The 16655-nt window shown below is 72.8% G+C and carries 13 protein-coding genes and 1 pseudogene; 4 read left to right on the top strand and 10 right to left on the bottom strand.

The window, feature by feature from the left end; genetic code table 11:
• Positions 1–307 precede the first annotated feature (307 nt).
• On the top strand, positions 308–1558 hold the full coding sequence (locus WBK31_RS09655; RefSeq protein WP_406674656.1) for a pectate lyase: 1251 nt from the start codon (positions 308–310) through the stop codon (positions 1556–1558).
• Positions 1559–1563: 5 nt separating this feature from the next.
• Positions 1564–1836 (top strand): annotated as a pseudogene (locus WBK31_RS09660) (SDR family oxidoreductase); the annotation flags it as partial.
• A gap of 18 nt (positions 1837–1854) precedes the next feature.
• Here the strand turns inward: WBK31_RS09660 and WBK31_RS09665 are convergent.
• Together WBK31_RS09665 and WBK31_RS09670 are read right to left on the bottom strand one after the other, a co-directional pair.
• A complete protein-coding gene (locus tag WBK31_RS09665; protein ID WP_406674657.1) occupies positions 1855–2706 on the bottom strand; it encodes an IclR family transcriptional regulator in 852 nt (283 codons plus the stop codon).
• Positions 2707–3123: 417 nt separating this feature from the next.
• Positions 3124–3990: an LLM class F420-dependent oxidoreductase gene (locus WBK31_RS09670; RefSeq protein WP_364065225.1), complete on the bottom strand. Its 867-nt coding sequence runs from the start codon at positions 3988–3990 to the stop codon at positions 3124–3126.
• A 170-nt stretch (positions 3991–4160) separates the two neighbouring features.
• Here WBK31_RS09670 and WBK31_RS09675 point away from each other — a divergent pair, with 170 nt between their 5' ends.
• Complete coding sequence (locus WBK31_RS09675) at positions 4161–6437, top strand: FdhF/YdeP family oxidoreductase (RefSeq protein ID WP_364065222.1); 2277 nt, start codon at positions 4161–4163, stop codon at positions 6435–6437.
• Positions 6438–6464: 27 nt separating this feature from the next.
• On the opposite strand, the gene WBK31_RS09680 is transcribed toward WBK31_RS09675, so the two are convergent.
• From WBK31_RS09680 to WBK31_RS09715, 8 genes are all read right to left on the bottom strand, one after another.
• On the bottom strand, positions 6465–6602 hold the full coding sequence (locus WBK31_RS09680) for a hypothetical protein (RefSeq protein WP_364065220.1): 138 nt from the start codon (positions 6600–6602) through the stop codon (positions 6465–6467).
• 142 nt (positions 6603–6744) lie between these two features.
• The gene (locus WBK31_RS09685; RefSeq protein WP_364065217.1) at positions 6745–7998 is read right to left on the bottom strand and encodes an FAD-dependent oxidoreductase; all 1254 of its coding nucleotides are present in this window, start codon (positions 7996–7998) and stop codon (positions 6745–6747) included.
• 128 nt (positions 7999–8126) lie between these two features.
• Positions 8127–9644: a helix-turn-helix domain-containing protein gene (locus WBK31_RS09690; protein WP_364065214.1), complete on the bottom strand. Its 1518-nt coding sequence runs from the start codon at positions 9642–9644 to the stop codon at positions 8127–8129.
• Between the two features lie 84 nt (positions 9645–9728).
• Positions 9729–10058, bottom strand: a complete 330-nt coding sequence (locus WBK31_RS09695; RefSeq protein ID WP_364065211.1) for a TraR/DksA C4-type zinc finger protein — start codon at positions 10056–10058, stop codon at positions 9729–9731.
• A gap of 86 nt (positions 10059–10144) precedes the next feature.
• Positions 10145–11095, bottom strand: a complete 951-nt coding sequence (locus tag WBK31_RS09700) for a rod shape-determining protein (RefSeq protein ID WP_378790036.1) — start codon at positions 11093–11095, stop codon at positions 10145–10147.
• A 787-nt stretch (positions 11096–11882) separates the two neighbouring features.
• Complete coding sequence (locus WBK31_RS09705) at positions 11883–12266, bottom strand: hypothetical protein (RefSeq protein WP_364065206.1); 384 nt, start codon at positions 12264–12266, stop codon at positions 11883–11885.
• Between the two features lie 188 nt (positions 12267–12454).
• Complete coding sequence (locus WBK31_RS09710) at positions 12455–15019, bottom strand: ATP-dependent Clp protease ATP-binding subunit (RefSeq protein WP_406674658.1); 2565 nt, start codon at positions 15017–15019, stop codon at positions 12455–12457.
• Between the two features lie 440 nt (positions 15020–15459).
• Positions 15460–15591 carry a hypothetical protein gene (locus WBK31_RS09715; RefSeq protein WP_378790032.1) on the bottom strand — a complete coding sequence of 44 codons (132 nt, stop codon included), beginning with the start codon at positions 15589–15591 and terminating at the stop codon, positions 15460–15462.
• Here WBK31_RS09715 and WBK31_RS09720 point away from each other — a divergent pair.
• Positions 15590–16618: a substrate-binding domain-containing protein gene (locus tag WBK31_RS09720; RefSeq protein WP_378790030.1), complete on the top strand. Its 1029-nt coding sequence runs from the start codon at positions 15590–15592 to the stop codon at positions 16616–16618. The two genes, WBK31_RS09715 and WBK31_RS09720, sit on opposite strands and share 2 nt — an antisense overlap.
• The last annotated feature ends 37 nt before the right edge of the window (positions 16619–16655 follow it).

Consider the following 16655-nt stretch of genomic DNA (forward strand, 5'->3'; position numbering starts at 1 on the left):
CAAGCCTCGCGCTCCGGTGGCCGCGGCGAGCGTTCGTCCTCGGCAGGGCGGGTCTCACCGGGCCACAGGGCGGCCATGAAACTTTCAGCGCCGTCCTGCAACTGGCGCACAGCATCTGACCTGCGATGACGCCCCCATCCGCAAGCGGTGTGCTTTGCGGGCTTGCGGCCCTGTGCTTCACTGCTCCTGCGGACGGGAAAGCGCTTACCGTAAGTCGGTAAGCGCTTGCCAAGCCGCTCCCCAGGCGGCGCCGGACACCGGGCGCGCCGCTCGATGCCCCATGCCGTATCGCGAGAGGGAGTTCACCGTGCGTAAAAACAGGAGGCTGGCCACCGCGCTGGCCGCGGCGCTCGTCGCGGGCAGCGGGATGGTGACCGTGCTCGCCACCGCCGCATCGGCGGCACCGTCCAACGGGAACTACACGCTGGTCAACGCCGGCAGCGGCCTGTGCGCCGCGGTGCCGGGGCAGAGCACCGGCGACGGCGTCCAGCTCGTGCAGGCGTCCTGCTCGGGCGGGGCCGGGCAGGTGTTCGCGGTCACCGCGTCCGGCGGCGGCTACCAGATCAAGGCCGCGCACAGTGGCAAGTGCCTCGGCGTCAAGGACGCCTCCACCAGCGCGGGCAAGGCCGTGCAGCAGGAGACGTGCACGGGCGCCGCCTCCCAGACCTGGCAGCTCACCGAGTCCGGCTCGAACTACCGGGTCGTCAACTCCAACGGCGGCAAGTGCCTGAACGTCAAGGACAACTCCACCTCGTCAGGTGCCGCGCTGCAGCAGAACTCCTGCGACTCGGCCGCCACCAAGCAGTGGACGCTCAGGGCGGCAGGCGGCGGCAACCCCGGCCCCAACCCCACCCCTACCGTGACGCCGACCAGCGGCGACGGTGACGGCAGCGGCCCGTGGCCGTCCGACACCGGCAGCGTGCGCCTGACCGAGACCCAGCGGCTCGGCTCGTTCTTCGACGGCGGGATGAAGCGCTACTACGGCATCGGCGACGGCGGCCAGAGCGAGAGCCAGGACCCGATGTTCGTCGTGCCGAACGGCGGCACCATCCAGAACGTCATCATCGACGCCCCCGCGGGCGACGGCATCCACTGCGAGGGCTCCTGCACGATCCGCAACGTCTGGTGGAACGACGTCGGCGAGGACGCCGCCACGTTCAAGAGCTCCAGCTCCTCGGCCACGTACCTGGTGGACGGCGGCGGCGCGAAGTCCGGCAGCGACAAGGTGTTCCAGCACAACAGCGCCGGCACGCTGACCATCAAGAACTTCCAGGTGCACAACTCCGGCAAGCTCTACCGGGCCTGCGGCAACTGCTCGACCTCCTACCAGCGGCACGTGGTGATGGACGGCATCACCGCCCGCTCCACCAAGGTGCTGGCCGGCATCAACTCCAACTGGGGCGACACCGCCCGCTTCAGCCGGATCACCGTATACGGCAGCGCCACCATCTGCGAGCGCTACAAGGGCGTCCCCAAGGGCCAGGAACCCACCAAGATCGGCTCCGGCCCCGATGGCACCCACTGCCTCTACCGCGAATCCGACATCACCTACCGGTGAAAAGCGTGCGAGGCGGGCGGGCGGGTGAGGGCGCCCGTCCGGCCCGGGGTGCCGAGGCCGCCGCACGTACTGTGAGAGCCATCGCCGGGGAGGGCGGCACGGCCGTCCCCGTCATCGCCGACGTCACCTCCGACCAGGCCTGCGCGGACGCGGTCGCCGAGACAGTGGTCGCGTTCGGCACGCTCGACGCGGCCGTCAACTGCGTCGCGTCCGGTGACCGCAGCGGCGTGTTCGACACCACGCCCGAGCACTACGACCGGCTCATGACCGTCAACCTCACTACGACAGCGAGCCGGTCACCTCCGGGCCCCCGGGGGAGTGAGCGGGCGGGTGGCCTCGTGTACCCGCCAGTGCGGGCGCGGCGCCGCAGCCCCGGCCGAGGGCGCGCCGAGCGCACGCGAGATGCTGCGCGCGGTCGTCGTCATCGCCGGGATCAGCGCGTGCGGTGAGGCGGAGCCGCTCGGCACGGTGACGCCGACCGCAGCCACCACCTTGTCGCGCGGCCCCCTGATCGGCACGGCCACGGCCATCACCCCGTAGGTGAGCTGGCTCTCCACGACGGCCACCCCCGACCTGCGCACCTCGGCGAGGAAGCGCCGCAGCTCGTCGGGGTCGGTCAGCGTTTTCGCGGTGTAGCTGCGCAGCTCGGAGGCCAGCAGCTCCTCCTGGAACTCCTGCGGCGCGTACGCCAGCAGCACCAGCCCGGTGCCGGTGGCGTGCAGCGGCCAGCGCCCGCCCTGACGGCTCGGCACGGGGACGGTGTCGCGGGCGCGCAGCGACTCGACGTAGATCACGTCATGCCCGTCGGGCACGCCGAGGTGGATGTTGGCGCGCAGCGCGTGCTGAAGGTCGTGCAGGTACGGCAGCGCGATCTCGCGCAGCCGACCGCCCTGGGGCGCCAGCGTGCCCAGCTCCAGGATGCGCAGGCCGATGCTGTACTTGCCGTCGCTGTGCCGGATGAGCGCGCCCCAGCAGCGCAGCTCGTTGAGCAGCCGGTGGGTGGTGCTGAGCGTGAGACCGGACCGGCGGCTGATCTCGCTGAGCGACAGCGCCAGGTTCTCGGCGTCGAACACGCCGAGTATGGACAGCACTCGCTGCGCCGATGTCAGGCGATGGGACTCCGCGGACCGGTCTGCCAGGACAGTCACCTGCTCACCTGCCTGTCCGTTGATCGGGTTACGTGAGTGTTAACACAGGCTACCCAAGCCGACAACTCACCGATAGTGCACAGAAATCTCTCTGAATTGTCGTCCCGTACGCGGGAACCGCCTTTCCGCCCGGCCTTTTCGCGTGCTCGCAAATGCCTCGTCCACCGGCCCAGAAGGCAGGCCCGGCGGGCCTTGACGAGCCCCTTCAAGCGGCCCTTCCGCCTCATGAAAGCCGCGGTCCCGGCGTTCTAGATTGCGCCGAACAGGAGGTGCGAGCGGGATGTCCGGCCGAATTCCCGGACCGCCCGGCCCAGCCGTCCGGGCGGCGGAAAGCCGCGGCCCGGCGCGGCCGTGACGCGGGCGATCGGGCCGACCCCTCGCAACGCGCTCGGCGCCGTCCCGCGACGGGCCGACCGGTCAGCGGCGGAGGCCGAGGGCTTCCGCGGCGGTCGCCAGGGCGGCGAGGTGGTCGTCGACCGTGGCCAGCCCGGCCCGCATGGTGTCGATGGCGATGTGGGTGGCCCCGGACTCGCGCCACCGATCCGCCAGCCGCGCCACCTCGTCGGGATCGCCCCGCCAGGGGAGCCGCCCTTCCATGCCGAGCGCGGCCGGGTCGCGTCCCGCCTGCGCGGCGGCCTCCTCGACCACCGCCTTCGCCTCGTCGAGGCGCGGCCCCGGCGACATCTGCGGGAACCAGCCGTCGGCCAGCCGCCCCGCACGGCGGTAGGCGGCCGGCGACTGCGCGCCGATCCAGACGGGGATCGGCCGCTGCACCGGCAGCGGCGCCAGCCCGGCTCCGGTGACGCGGTCGAACTCGCCCTCGAACGTGATCGACTGCTCGGTCCACAGCCGCCGCATGAGCGTGATCTGCTCTTCCGCCCGGCGTCCCCGGGTGGAGAAGTCCTGGCCGAGCGCCTCGTACTCGACCCGGTTCCAGCCCAGCCCGACGCCCAGGCGGAACCGCCCCTCGGCGAGCAGATCGACCTCCGCCGCCTGCTTGGCGACCAGCGCCGTCTGCCGCTGCGGCAGGATGATGATGCTGGTGACCAGCTCGAGCTTGGTGATCGCGGCGAGGTAGCCGAACATCACCAGCGGCTCGTGGAAGGTGGTGCGCACGTCGTACGGGCCGTCCCAGCCCGTGTGCACCGCGGGGTCCGCGCCGAGCACGTGATCGAAGGCCATCACGTGGGCGTAGCCGAGCTCCTCCACGCCCTGGCCGTAGGCGCGCAGCGCGCCCACGTCGCCGCCGAGCTCGATCTGCGGGAAGACGACACCGATGCGCATGCGTACTGCCTCCAAGGAAATCCGAGGGAAACGGCTCGATCGACCAGCACCATCTTCATCAAAAAGCGCACCACTCACATGCGCGACGCTCCGGGCGGCCCCGGCCGGTGATCCGACCTGTTCCGGACCGGCGGTAACCTACGCAGCAAGCCGCGAGGAGATGGTCACCGATGAACAGGGCCGAAGGCGACAAGCACCTTCACGTCACGCCGCCCAAGACGTGGGCGGCCGGTCTGCCCGGGGTCACCCACGCGCTGCAGTACTCCCTGGGCCAGACCACCGTCCGGCGCACGGCGCTGACGCTGCTCAACGTCAACCAGACGGCCGGCATCGACTGCCCCGGCTGTGCCTGGCCGGAGCCGGGCCGCAGGCACCGCAACGAATACTGCGAGAACGGCGCCAAACACGTCACCGACGAGGCCACCTCACGCCGGGTGACCCGCGACTTCTTCCGCGAGCACCCGATCTCCGAGCTGGCCGGCCGCAGCGACCAGTGGCTCAACCAGCAGGGCCGGCTCACCGAGCCCATGGTCAAGCGCCCCGGCAGCGACCACTACGAGCCGATCGGCTGGGACGAGGCGCTCGGCCTGCTCGCCGGCGAGCTGCGCACGCTCGACGACCCCGACCAGGCGCTCTTCTACACCTCTGGGCGGCTCGGCAACGAGGCCGCGTTCCTGCTGCAGCTCTTCGCCCGCGCGTACGGCACCAACAACCTGCCCGACTGCTCCAACATGTGCCACGAGTCCAGCGGCCACGCGCTCATCGAGACGCTGGGCGTCGGCAAGGGCAGCGTGAGCCTGTCGGACATCCACGAGTCCGACCTGGTCTTCGTCGTCGGCCAGAACCCCGGCACCAACCACCCCCGCATGCTCTCCGCCCTCGAGGAGACCAAGCGCTCCGGCGGGCGCGTCGTCGCGGTCAACCCGCTGCCCGAGGCCGGGCTGATGCGCTTCAAGAACCCGCAGAAGCCGCGCGGCATCATCGGGCGCGGCACCCGCATCGCCGACGAGTTCCTGCAGATCCGGCCGGGCGGCGACCTCGCGCTGTTCCAGGCGCTCAACCTGCTGCTGCTCCAGGCCGAGGACGAGCGCCCGGGTACGGTGCTCGACCACGCCTTCATCGAGGCGCACACGACCGGGTTCGACGAGTTCGCCGCGCACGCGCGTACCCTCGGCTGGCCCGACCTGCTCGCCGCCACCGGCCTCGACCGCGCGCAGATCGAGCGCGTGCACGAGATGGTGCTGAGCAGCAAGAAGATCATCGTGTGCTGGGCGATGGGCCTGACCCAGCACAAGCACGGCGTGGCCACCATCCGCGAGATCGTCAACTTCCTGCTGCTGCGCGGCAACATCGGCCGGCCAGGCGCGGGCGTGTGCCCGGTGCGCGGCCACAGCAACGTGCAGGGCGACCGCACGATGGGCATCTGGGAACGCCCGCCGCAGTCGTTCCTCGACGCGCTGGAGAAGGAGTTCGGCTTCACGCCGCCGCACAAGCCCGGCTTCGACACGGTCGGCGCCATCCAGGCCATGCTGGACGGCCGCGCCCGGGTGTTCCTCGGCGTGGGCGGGAACTTCGTCCGCGCCACCCCCGACAGCGCCGTCACCGAGCGGGCCATGCGCGCCTGCCGCCTGACCGCCCACATCTCCACCAAGCTCAACCGCTCCCACACCGTCTGCGGCGAGACCGCGCTCATCCTGCCCACGCTCGGCCGCAGCGACCGCGACGTGCAGGCGAGCGGCGAGCAGTTCGTCACGGTCGAAGACTCCATGAGCCAGGTCCACGCCTCGCGCGGCCGGCTCGACCCCGCCTCGCCCCACCTGCTCAGCGAGGTCGCCATCATCAGCCGGCTGGCCCGCCGCGTGCTCGGCGACAATCCGGACATCCCGTGGGAGACGTTCGAGGCCGACTACGGCACCGTGCGCGACCGCATCGCCCGCGTCGTGCCCGGCTTCGAGGACTTCAACGCGCGCGTCGCCGAGCCCGGCGGCTTCCGCCTGCCCAACCCGGTCAACGAGCGGGTCTTCCGCACTGAGAGCGGTAAGGCCGTCTTCACCGCCAACGCCTTCACCAAGCTGGAGGCCCCGCCCGGCCACCTCATCCTGCAGACGCTGCGCTCCCACGACCAGTGGAACACCGTTCCTTACTCCGACGACGACCGCTACCGCGGCATCCGCCACAGCCGCCGTGTCGTGCTCGTCAACCCCGACGACCTGGCCGAGCTGGGCTTCGCCGACCGTGACGTGGTCGATCTCGTCGGCGTCTGGCACGACGGCGTCGAGCGCCGCGCGCCCGGCTTCACCGTGGTCGCCTATCCGGCCGCGCGCGGCTCGGCCGCCGCCTACTACCCGGAGACGAACGTCCTGGTGCCGCTCGACAGCGTGGCCGACGGCAGCAACACCCCGACCTCGAAGTCGGTCATCGTCCGGCTGGAGCGCCCGGCGTCGTAGGCCGGGCCGGTCGGAGGTGCGGCGGTCTCAGCCGAGTTCACGTGTGATCAGCGCGAACGAGGCGGCGCCCATGAGCACGTACGCGAGCGTCAGCAGCACCGCCCCCGCCACGACCAGCACGCGGCGGCCCAGCGGCGGCCTCCCTGACATGTCGTCATCGTGCATAACCGGACGCTAGCATCCGATCACGGTGGGTCACCCCAGAAGTCGGGGAAAGCCGTCGCGCGGCGGAGACAGGCCGCCCCGAGGGCGCGATGCGTCACACCGCGCCGGACCCACCTCGGGGCGGAGCTTTGCGGGGCCGGGCTCAGCGCAGGGGGTCGAACTCGCGCAGCGCGGCGGGCTGCTTGCCCGTGGTGATCTGCTCGGCCAGCAGCCGCCCGGTGGCCGGGCCGTGGGTCATGCCCCACATGCCGTGCCCGCCCGCGACGTACACGCCGGGCAGCCGGGTCGCGCCGACCAGCGGGCGCCCGTCCGGCGTGACCGGCCGCGGACCCACCCAGACGTCCGTGCGCTCCTCCCACCGGACACCGTCGAGCAGCGGCCGCGCCGAGGCGATGATCGCCTCAAGCCGGGCCGGCACCAGCGGCGCGTCGGGGGAGCGGAACTCCATCGTCCCGGCCACCCGCAGCTTGCCCTGGTACGGCGTGCACGCCACCCGGACCTCCGGCAGGTAGATCGGCCCGGGAACGGGACGATCGACCGGCACCGTGAAGGAGTAGCCGCGGCCCGCGCGGACCGGCGTGCGCACGCCCCACTTCGCGGCCAGGCGAGGCAGCCACGCGCCGGTCGCCACGACCACCGCGTCCGCCGTCAGCGTCGTGCCCTTGGCCGAGCTCACGGTGACCTGCCTGCCGTCGCTGCGCACGTCGGTGACCTCGAAGGCGTACACGGTGGCGCCCCGCTTCATCACCGAGTCGCCGAGCGCGTGCACGAACGCGCCGGGATCGACGTACCGCTCGCCGTCGAGCCGCACGCCGGCGGTCAGCGCATCGGACGCGAGCGGCACGTGCTCGACCAGCCGTTCCCTGCCGAGCGGGACGTGCGCGACCTGCTGCCCGGCGGCGGAGATGCGGCGCAGCTCGTTGAGCAGCGCCCGCGCCTGCTTCGGCGTGCGGAACGCCGCCGTGATCGGGGCGTGCACGAGCGGCGCACGTACGCCGTTGTACGTGAGCACGTCGAACGCCTCGATGCTCTCCTCGTTGAGCGGCAGGTTGGCGCGCACGGCCCGGGTCCACGACGGCCACCGGCAGTTGGCGGCGAACTTCAGCAGGAACGACCACAGCCCAGGGTCGAGGGTGACCGGAACGTGCAGCGGAGCGGAGGGGTTCAGCAGCGAGCGCAGCCCGTACCGCAGCACGGAGGGCTCGTTGAGCGGGATGGCCAGCCCGGGGGAGATCCACCCGGCGTTGCCCCAGGACGCACCGGCCGCCACGCCCTTGCGGTCGACCACCTCGACCTCGACCCCGCGTTCCTGCAGGAACCACGCCGTCGACAGGCCGACGATGCCCGCGCCCACCACGATCACCTTGCGCGGCCAGCCGCTGGTGCCGTCGACCATGGCGCCGTCTCCTTCCAGCTTTCGGAAGACTCGCTTCTTACGGTGACAGGATGACCGTCCGCGGGCGGGTGAGCGCTGTGCGATCAGGACAATTCAGCCGCGCCGATTGTGCGCTTCCCACAACCGGGTCATTCGCCGAGCGCGGCGAGCTGGATGATCATGGCGAGGCGCTGGCGGGCGTCGTCCAGGTCGAGCGGGGTGATCTCGCCGATCTTGCGCAGCCGGTTCCTGACCGTGTTGGGATGCACGCCGAGCCGCTCCGCCGCCGCGACCGGGTCGCCCTGCGCCTCCAGCCAGGCCCGTAGCGTCGCCACATAGCGGGTGCCGTGCCGGGCGTCGTGCCGCCGCAACTCGCCGACCGGGCCGCGCGCCGGGGTCCGTCCGGTACGCGCGGCGGCCCGCAGCCGCTGCAGCAGGATGTCACCCCACGACTCGTCGTACACCGGCGGTGCGCCGCCCGCGCTCTCGTGCAGCGCCAGGCACTCGTCCGCCTCCTGCCGCCCGGCCGGCAGCTCCGCCGCCCCGGCCGGCGCGCCGATCCCGGCCACCAGCTCCACCTCCGCGGGCAGCGCCGCCTGCAGCGCCGCCACCCACGCCAGCGCCCCCTGCGCCTCCTCGCCCGGCAGGATCGTGTACAGCGTGTTGCCGAGCAGCGTGCTGCGGCCCGGCCGCGACCAGCCGAACCCCGTGGTGGCCCGGTCGAACGCCAGCAGCAAAGCGGCCGCCCGGTCTCTCGCGGCGCCCGCGCGTACCGCGATCACCCGCATCGGCCCCGGCGCAAGCCCGAGCTGGCTCAGCGCGGTCACCGCGTCGGCGCTGCCCTCCAGCAGCCGGATCACCAGATCCGACTCCACCTGCCGCTCCAGGTCCGCGCTCGCACGCGAGCGCAGCAGGTGCAGCGCCACCGTACGGGCTCCGTCGGACAGCGCGGTCAGCCGCCGGCCCGTCAGCGGCCGGTCGCACGTCGCCCACACCGTGCCCAGCACCTCGCGCCCGGCCCGCGCCGCCACCGCCATCCGCCCCGTCAGCCCGTGCTCGGGGTCCGGCTCCACGAAGATCGGCTCGTCGGACGCGGCCAGCCGGCTCAGCACCCCGCGCGCCTCGAACAGCTCACGCAACCGCTCGGGCACCTGCCGGGCCAGGATCGTCTCGAGCCGCGCCGGGTCGCCCGCCTGCTGCGAGCGCGAATACGCCAGCACCCGCGACAGCCGGTCCTCGATCGTCACCGCCGCCCCGACCACGTCCGCCAGGCTGTCGGCCAGCGCGAACAGGTCCGTCGGGCCCCGCCCCGACTCGGTCTCCCTGCCCTCCAGCACCAGCCCGAACACGATCCCCGCGAGCTGGCTCCACGACACCGCCGGATCCACCAGCAGCACCGCCACCCCGGCGTCCTGCGGCACCTCGCGCGCCGCCTCATCGCCCGCGCGCACCAGCACCGCCGTGGCACGGGCCTCCCGCGCCCACGCGATCGCCTCGGCGACCGAGGCCGCGCCCACCGCCAGCAGCACGTCGCCCACCACCCGGCGCTCGTCCGTGGGGTCCGGCATCGCCACGCTGCGCAGCTGCACCGTGCGGGCGTCCGTCCTGCCGGCCAGGCGCACGCCGTACCCGCCCAGCACGTTGACCAGGCGGTCCAGTCTGACCACGGGCGTTCGACCTCCTGCTCGTCGCGTGTGCGAGGGTGGCGGGACGGCTTGCTGCCGCCGTCCCGCCACGCGAATCTGCCCGCTTTAGGCTGCTTCGTACCGACGCTGGCAGGTGATGCAGAACTTGGCCAGCGGCCGGATCTTCAACCGCTCGTACGGGATGCCCGCCTCACAGCCCGAGCACCGGCCGTACGTGCCGTCCTTGACCCGCTCCAGCGCCTGCGAGAGTTCGGCGATCGCGCGGTCGGCGGCGGCCAGGTTCACCATCAGCTCCTGGTACTGGGCGTCGGCGCCCGTGCCGCCCTCCGCCTCGGCCTGCAGGCCGAGCAGCTGCCGGCTGCGCCGTTCGAGCTGCTGCTGCAGCTCCTCGCGCAGTTCCTGAAGCTGCACGCTGCTGAGGTGAGAGTCGGTCATGACGATTCCCCTTTCTAGAGGACTGGTTGGGGGGACTGGCTTGTGGGAGCACCGGGAGGAGCACGGCGGGTCGTGCCGCGGTGCGTTCATCGGCCGTACCGGGTGATCTCCGGCAGAAGGTCCGGCCGCCGGCCGATGAGGGACAGGCCGCGGATGGTCGCGTGCTCGGGCTCCGGCGCCGCGTGGACCGGCATGCGCAGGGCCGGCTGCAGGCGCTGCAGCAGCCGCTGCTGCCGGGCACCGCCTCCCGTGACGGTCAAGGACGGCACGGCCCGGCGTACGTCGTCGGGCAGCCGCCGCACCAGCGCCGCGGTCATCTCCACGACCCCGTCCAGCGCGTACGGCAGCAGCCCCGCACTCGTCGTGGCGCCGAGCTGCAGCGCGGCCGCGTCGCACACGGAGCCGCCGCACACCGCCACGGCCTCCACGATCCCCGCGCCCACGTCGAGCAGCAGGAACGGCTGCGGCCCTGAAACGTCCAGCCCGGCCCCGACGGCGGCGGCCACCGGCTCATCCACCAGCCACACCGCCACCCCACCCGCGACGCCGCTCACGTCCTCGGAGTCCACGGCCGAGTCACCGGGAGAGGTACCGGCAGGGGAGGCCGCCGGGTGACGGGCGGGATCGCCGGCTGCCGGGCCACCGATCCCGCCCGCTCTCCCGCCGACGGTGGCGGGAATCGGCGTGGTGGCGGGGCGGCCCGTGACGGCCTCGATGACGGCGGCGTGCACGGCGCGGCGGTCGCTCTGGGTCGCCGCCAGCGGGACGCCGACCAGCACCCGTTCCACGGGTTCGTCGTCGGGAGGTCTTGCGTCCTGGAGCGCCTCGCGTACCAGCCGGAGGCATGCGGCCGGGTCGGCGACCATGCCGTGGCGAAGCGGGCGTACCCGGGCCTCGGGGTCCTGGGACGAGGCGGCGAGCACCTCCGACGGACGGCCGGCGATGGCGGCTCCGCGCGAGGTGCGGGTCCACGCCGTACCGAGGTCCAACGCCACGAAGCCGCCCCCGTATTTCGCGGACTCCTGCGCCGGGCTCATGCCCCGCCTCCTGCGCGACGTCGATCCCACCGGACTCCGCTGGTCCGTTGTTGCAATGACCTGATCACGGCCATGACTGACTGGCTCCTTGCTGTAGCGAAACGACGGGGAACGGCACGATCGCCGCCCCACGAACTCGACCGCCCGCCCCTCCTTCCCACCGCGAACCCGCGCAGGGGCGGCCCCGGCATCCCGCGCCGGCCGCACCACGGCCCTCGACGTCCAGCGCGCGAGCGTCCGGCCCAAGGGCAGGGCGTCCGGCCCGCCGGCCCGGTCATCGCGCTCCCGGCCCGACGCCGGCCGGCAGGCCGGACGCCGGCTCGCGGAGCCGCTCACCGGCCGGACACGGGCGAGCCGTCCGGGCCACGGCCGGACTGGCATGCTCTGCGCGCAGGGCGTTCCTGCACGCGCCGGATCACCGGCCGGTCACGCGGCCAGACGTCGGGAGCGTGCCGATCGGAGCTTCTGGCGATCGGCCGCAACCAGTGCGCGCAGGGGTGAGCGCCGGACCTCCGGGCCGGTGAGGCGCCGGTTGCCCGGGAGCACCTGCGGGACGGTCAGCCGAAGCGCCACATCCCCTAGTGCCGGTCAGTCCCGCGCTCCAGCACAGCCGGAGCACGCCGAACGCCCAGCTTCGCCGAGACGTGCCGGCGCCGGTCTCGCCGAGTCACGAACGGCGAGGGCACGGCGTGTCACGCCTGCTCCGGTCCGGGCATGCGCGTTCCGGGCCTGTCAGAGCGTGGCTGGGCCGGGCCGAGGATGTCGCGGGTCGCGAAGGGAGGAGGGGTCAGGAAAGCGGCGGGCTGCGGGAGCCCGCGGTGCGGTGGCCGACCTGCTGCGGGTCGCGGATCGCCGGGCCGTCGGAGCCGGGCGAGGGCAGGAGCGCCAGGTGGGCGGCCTCGCCGTTGCGCGTGCCGCGCAACGGCGGCCACAGCGACAGCGTGTGGTGCTCACGGGCGTTGCCCGCCTGCGGCGGCAGGCTGGACAGCTTGTCCTTGTACGCGCCCGCGAGCCACACCTGCCCGGCGGACGTGCCGGACAGGCCCGCCGGCCCGCCGCCGTACCAGGCGACGGAGAACGCGCCGGCCACCAGCAGGGACAGCAGGACCAGGCCCATCACGCCGTCGCGCGGCGAGATGAACCTCCGTGAGGTGATCCCTGGTCCCGTCATACGGCCGACCATAGCCCAGGAAGTGGGAAAAGGCATGCCCCGCCTTCCCAGGCCGCGCCCGAGCCTGCGCGCTCGAGCCTGCGCGGCCAAGCCTGCGCGCTGGAGCCTCCGAACTTGAGCCTGAGCCCGGATCCGAGGCCGAGCCCGACGTCGAAGGCCGAGCCGGCAACCAGGGCTCGGGCTCGCGGTCAGAGGTAGTGGCCGATGTTCTCTTCGCGCCGTTCCTGCGGCGTGCGCGGTGTCGCCTTGGCGACCGCGTTCGGGCGGGTCTCCGGGCCGGCCTCGGCGCCCGGGTCGAGGACGGTGATGGTGAGGTCGTCGTCCCGGACCGCGACGTGCGCGCGCTGCCCCTCGCGGAGCGTCCCGTTGAGCAGCAGCCGGGAGAACGTGTTGTCCAGCGTGCGCTGGATCATCCGGCGCAGCGGCCGGGCGCCGAAGGCCGGCTGGTAGCCCTCGCGGGCCAGCCAGTCGATCGCGGCGGGCTCCATCTCCAGCTCCACGCCCTGCGCGTGCAGCCGCCGCCTGGTCTCCTCCAGCAGCAGCGAGGTGATCTCGCGGAGCTGCTCGGCGTCCAGGCCGCGGAACATGATGATCTCGTCGATCCGGTTCAGGAACTCGGGCCTGAACCGCTGCTGCAGCAGCCGCATGAGCTGGCCCCGCAGCTCACGGGAGGCCTCGCCGGGATGGGACATGATGAGGTCCGCGCCGATGTTCGACGTCATGATCAGCACGCTGTTCCTGAAGTCGACCGTGCGGCCCTGCGAGTCGGTCAGCCGCCCGTCGTCCATCACCTGCAGCAGCAGGTTGTACACGTCGGTGTGCGCCTTCTCGATCTCGTCGAGCAGGATCACCGAGTACGGCCTGCGCCGCACCTGCTCGGTGAGCTGTCCCGCCTCCTCGTAGCCGACGTAGCCGGGCGGCGCGCCGACGAGACGGGAGACCGTGTGCCGCTCCTGGAACTCGCTCATGTCGAGCCGGATCATCCGGTCCTGCTCGCCGAAGAGCGCCTCGGCCAGGGCACGGGCCAGCTCGGTCTTGCCGACGCCGGTCGGCCCGAGGAACAGGAACGATCCGATGGGCCGGTTGGGGTCGCTCATCCCGGCGCGGGAGCGGCGCACGGCCTCGGCCACCGCCCGTACCGCCTCGTCCTGGCCGATGACCCGCCGGTGCAGGTGCTCTTCGAGGCCGAGCAGCCGTTCGCGCTCCTCCTGGGTGAGCTGGGCGACGGGGATGCCGGTGGCGCGGGAGACGACCTCGGCGATGTCCTCAGGGGTGACCTCGGCGAAGCCGCAGCGGTTGCTCCTGGCCTGCTCGATGCGGGCCTTGAGCTCAAGGATCTCGTCGCGCAGCTCGCGGGCGCGGTCGTAGTCCTCGCGTTCGACCGCCTGGTCCTTCTCGCGCTGCCGGTGCTCCAGGTCCTCCTCCAGCTCGCGGGTGCCCGCCGGGGTGGTCCCGGTCTGCAGCGCCACCCTGGCGCCCGCCTGGTCCATGAGGTCGATGGCCTTGTCGGGCAGGAACCGGTCGGGGATGTAGCGGTCGGACAGCTCCACCGCGGCCACCAGCGCGTCGTCGGTGAACTTGACCTGGTGGTGCGCCTCGTACCGGTCGCGCAGGCCGCGCATGATCTCGATGGTGTCCTCGACGGTCGGCTCGGGCACCAGGATGGGCTGGAAGCGGCGTTCGAGCGCGGCGTCCTTCTCGATGTACTTGCGGTACTCGTCGAGCGTGGTCGCGCCGATGACGTGCAGCTCACCGCGGGCGAGCGCGGGCTTGAGCATGTTGGAGGCGTCGATCGCGCCCTCCGCGCCGCCGGCGCCGACGATCGTGTGCAGCTCGTCGATGAAGATGATCAGCTCCTCGCTGTGGGCGCGGATCTCCTCCATCAGCTTGCTCAGCCGCTCCTCGAACTCGCCGCGGTACTTGGTGCCCGCGACCAGGCCGGCCACGTCGAGCTGCACCACCCGCTTGCCGCGCAGCGTGTCGGGCACCTCGCCGCTGACGATGCGCTGCGCGAGGCCCTCCACGATGGCGGTCTTGCCGACGCCGGGCTCGCCGAGCAGCGCCGGGTTGTTCTTGGTACGCCGCGACAGCACCTCGACCGCCTGCGTGATCTCGTCGTCCCTGCCGATCACGGGGTCGATGCCGCCCTCGTCGGCGGCGGCCGTCAGGTCGATGCCGAACTGGTCGAGCGTCGGCGTGGTGCTCGGCTGCGGCGGCTGGTGCTGCATCGGCTCGGCGGCGCTCCTGCCCTCCTGGATGAACGACTCGGGGGTGAGCCGGGCATGGCGCAGCAGCCGTCCCGCCGCCGACAGCGGGTTGGCCGACAGCGCGAGCACCAGGTGCTGCGCCCCGATGTACGACGCCGCGGTGGCCCTGGCGGCCTGCCGCGCGTCCAGCAGGGCGCGCTTGGCGGCGGGCGCCAGGCGCACCGGGCCCTCGCGCGGCTCACGCTTGTCGGCGTTCTGCTCCACCTCTCTGGCCAGCGCCTCCGGATCGGCCCCGGCGTTCTCCAGCATCGCCCGGGTCGCCGCCACCTGGGTGGCGGCCCACAGCAGGTGCTCGGTGTCGAGATAGGCGGCGCCCCAGGATGCCGCCTTCTGGGCGGCGGTGCGCAGCAACTCGATGGCGTCCTCGCTGAGCAGCCGTTCGAGATCGACCCGCCGGTTGTACGGCGGCGGCCCGAACCCGAAGAACCTGGCCAGCAATTCGTCCATGGGGCCATAGCCGTAGTGCCAGTAATCACCAGAGGTCATGGGTCCCCCCTTCACATGACGTCGCTTCCGGGCCGCCTACCCCTGGCCGTACGCCGTAAGCACGGCGTTTCCTCTCGTGGGTGGGACGGGGGCGATCTCGCTCTGGAGGTGGCGGCGGGGCCCGCGCCGGCCTGGTCCTGGGCGCCTGCCGGACGCGCCGGCGCCGTTCCGGAGGTCAGCGCGGGGGAGTGCTCGCCTCGCCTCACCGGCCACGCCGGACGTGTCGGCGACGGCGTTCCCGGCTGTCACGGCGATCAGCGCGCACTACGGTAGGCGGGGCAACGCGCCGGCCGATCTTGCCTATCGGTGCGGCCCTATCGCCGTCCAGGGGTCGTCACAAACGAATCATGTCTGTTACTTGTTAATTCACCTTTGATCAGTTTCGATCGGTACTATGGCCGTCGGCAAGGAGGAGTATGACCAACGTGGCCACGGGCGCATCACCTGCCGAAGACCAGGCCGAGCAGCAGAACGGCCGAGCCGCCGGCGCGCGCCGGCTCCGACGCGGCGGGCAGGCTGCCGGACGAGCGCCGCAACCGGCTGGTGGAGCTGTTGCGGCGGCGCGGCATCATGCGCGTGCACGACCTGGCCACCGAGCTGGCGGTGTCGGCGATCACCATCAGACGTGACATCACGCTCCTCGCCGAGGAGGGCGTCATCCGCCGGGTACGCGGCGGCGCCGCACTCACCGAGCCGCCCGCGCCCGAGCCGCAGCCCGCCCGCGAGCCGTCGGAGGCCCCCGCGCAGCAGGGCGGCCCGCTCACGGTGGGCATGGTCGTCCCCTCGCTCGACTACTACTACCCCGACGTGATCCGCGGCGTCCGCGAGGCGGCGGCCGCCGCCGGGGTGCGGGTGGTGCTGCGCGGGGCCACGTACCAGGTGGCCGACGAGCGGCGCCAGCTCGCCTCGCTCATCGAGTCCGTCGGCGTGGACGGACTGCTGGTCGCGCCCACCACCGAGAGCGACGAGGGCGAGGAGCTGGTCCGCTGGCTGCACTCGGCCGGTGTGCCGGTGGTGCTGATCGAGCGGGCCGCGGCCGTCGGCCCCTACCGGGAGGCGATGGAGTCCGTGGTCAGCGACCACGCGCTCGGCGCGGCGATGGCCGTACGCCACCTGGCCGTGCTCGGTCACCGCCGGGTCGGCCTGATCACCACGATCAGCAGCCCCACGGCCCCGCACGTCCGCGCCGGGTGGCGGCTGGCCTGCGAGGAGCTGGGGCTGGAGATGGAGGGCACGCCCCAGGCCCGTACGGTGGACCGCCGCGACCCCGGCTGGGCACAGGCGCTCGACGACGTGCTCGACGCCTGCCTTGCCTCTCGCACCAGGGCGCTGCTCGTGCACTCGGACCCCGAGGCCATCTCGCTGGTCGAGCGGTGCCAGGACCGCGGCATCCGGGTGCCGGAGGACCTGGCGGTGGTCACGTACGACGACGAGGTGGCCGAGCTGTGCGACCCGCCGCTCACCGCGATCCGGCCGCCGAAGACCGACATCGGGCGCGCCGCGTTCACGCTGCTCCTCGAACGCCTGCGCAACCCCGACAGGCCCGCGCACCGCGTCGTGGTCGGGCCGCAGCTCATCGTCCGCCAGTCGTCGTCCTGACCCGCCTACCTCGGGGGCAGGCGGGTCAAGGGGAGCG

It is taken from the genome of Nonomuraea sp. N2-4H (assembly GCF_045291505.1).
Taxonomy (GTDB): Bacteria; Actinomycetota; Actinomycetes; order Streptosporangiales; family Streptosporangiaceae; genus Nonomuraea; species Nonomuraea fastidiosa.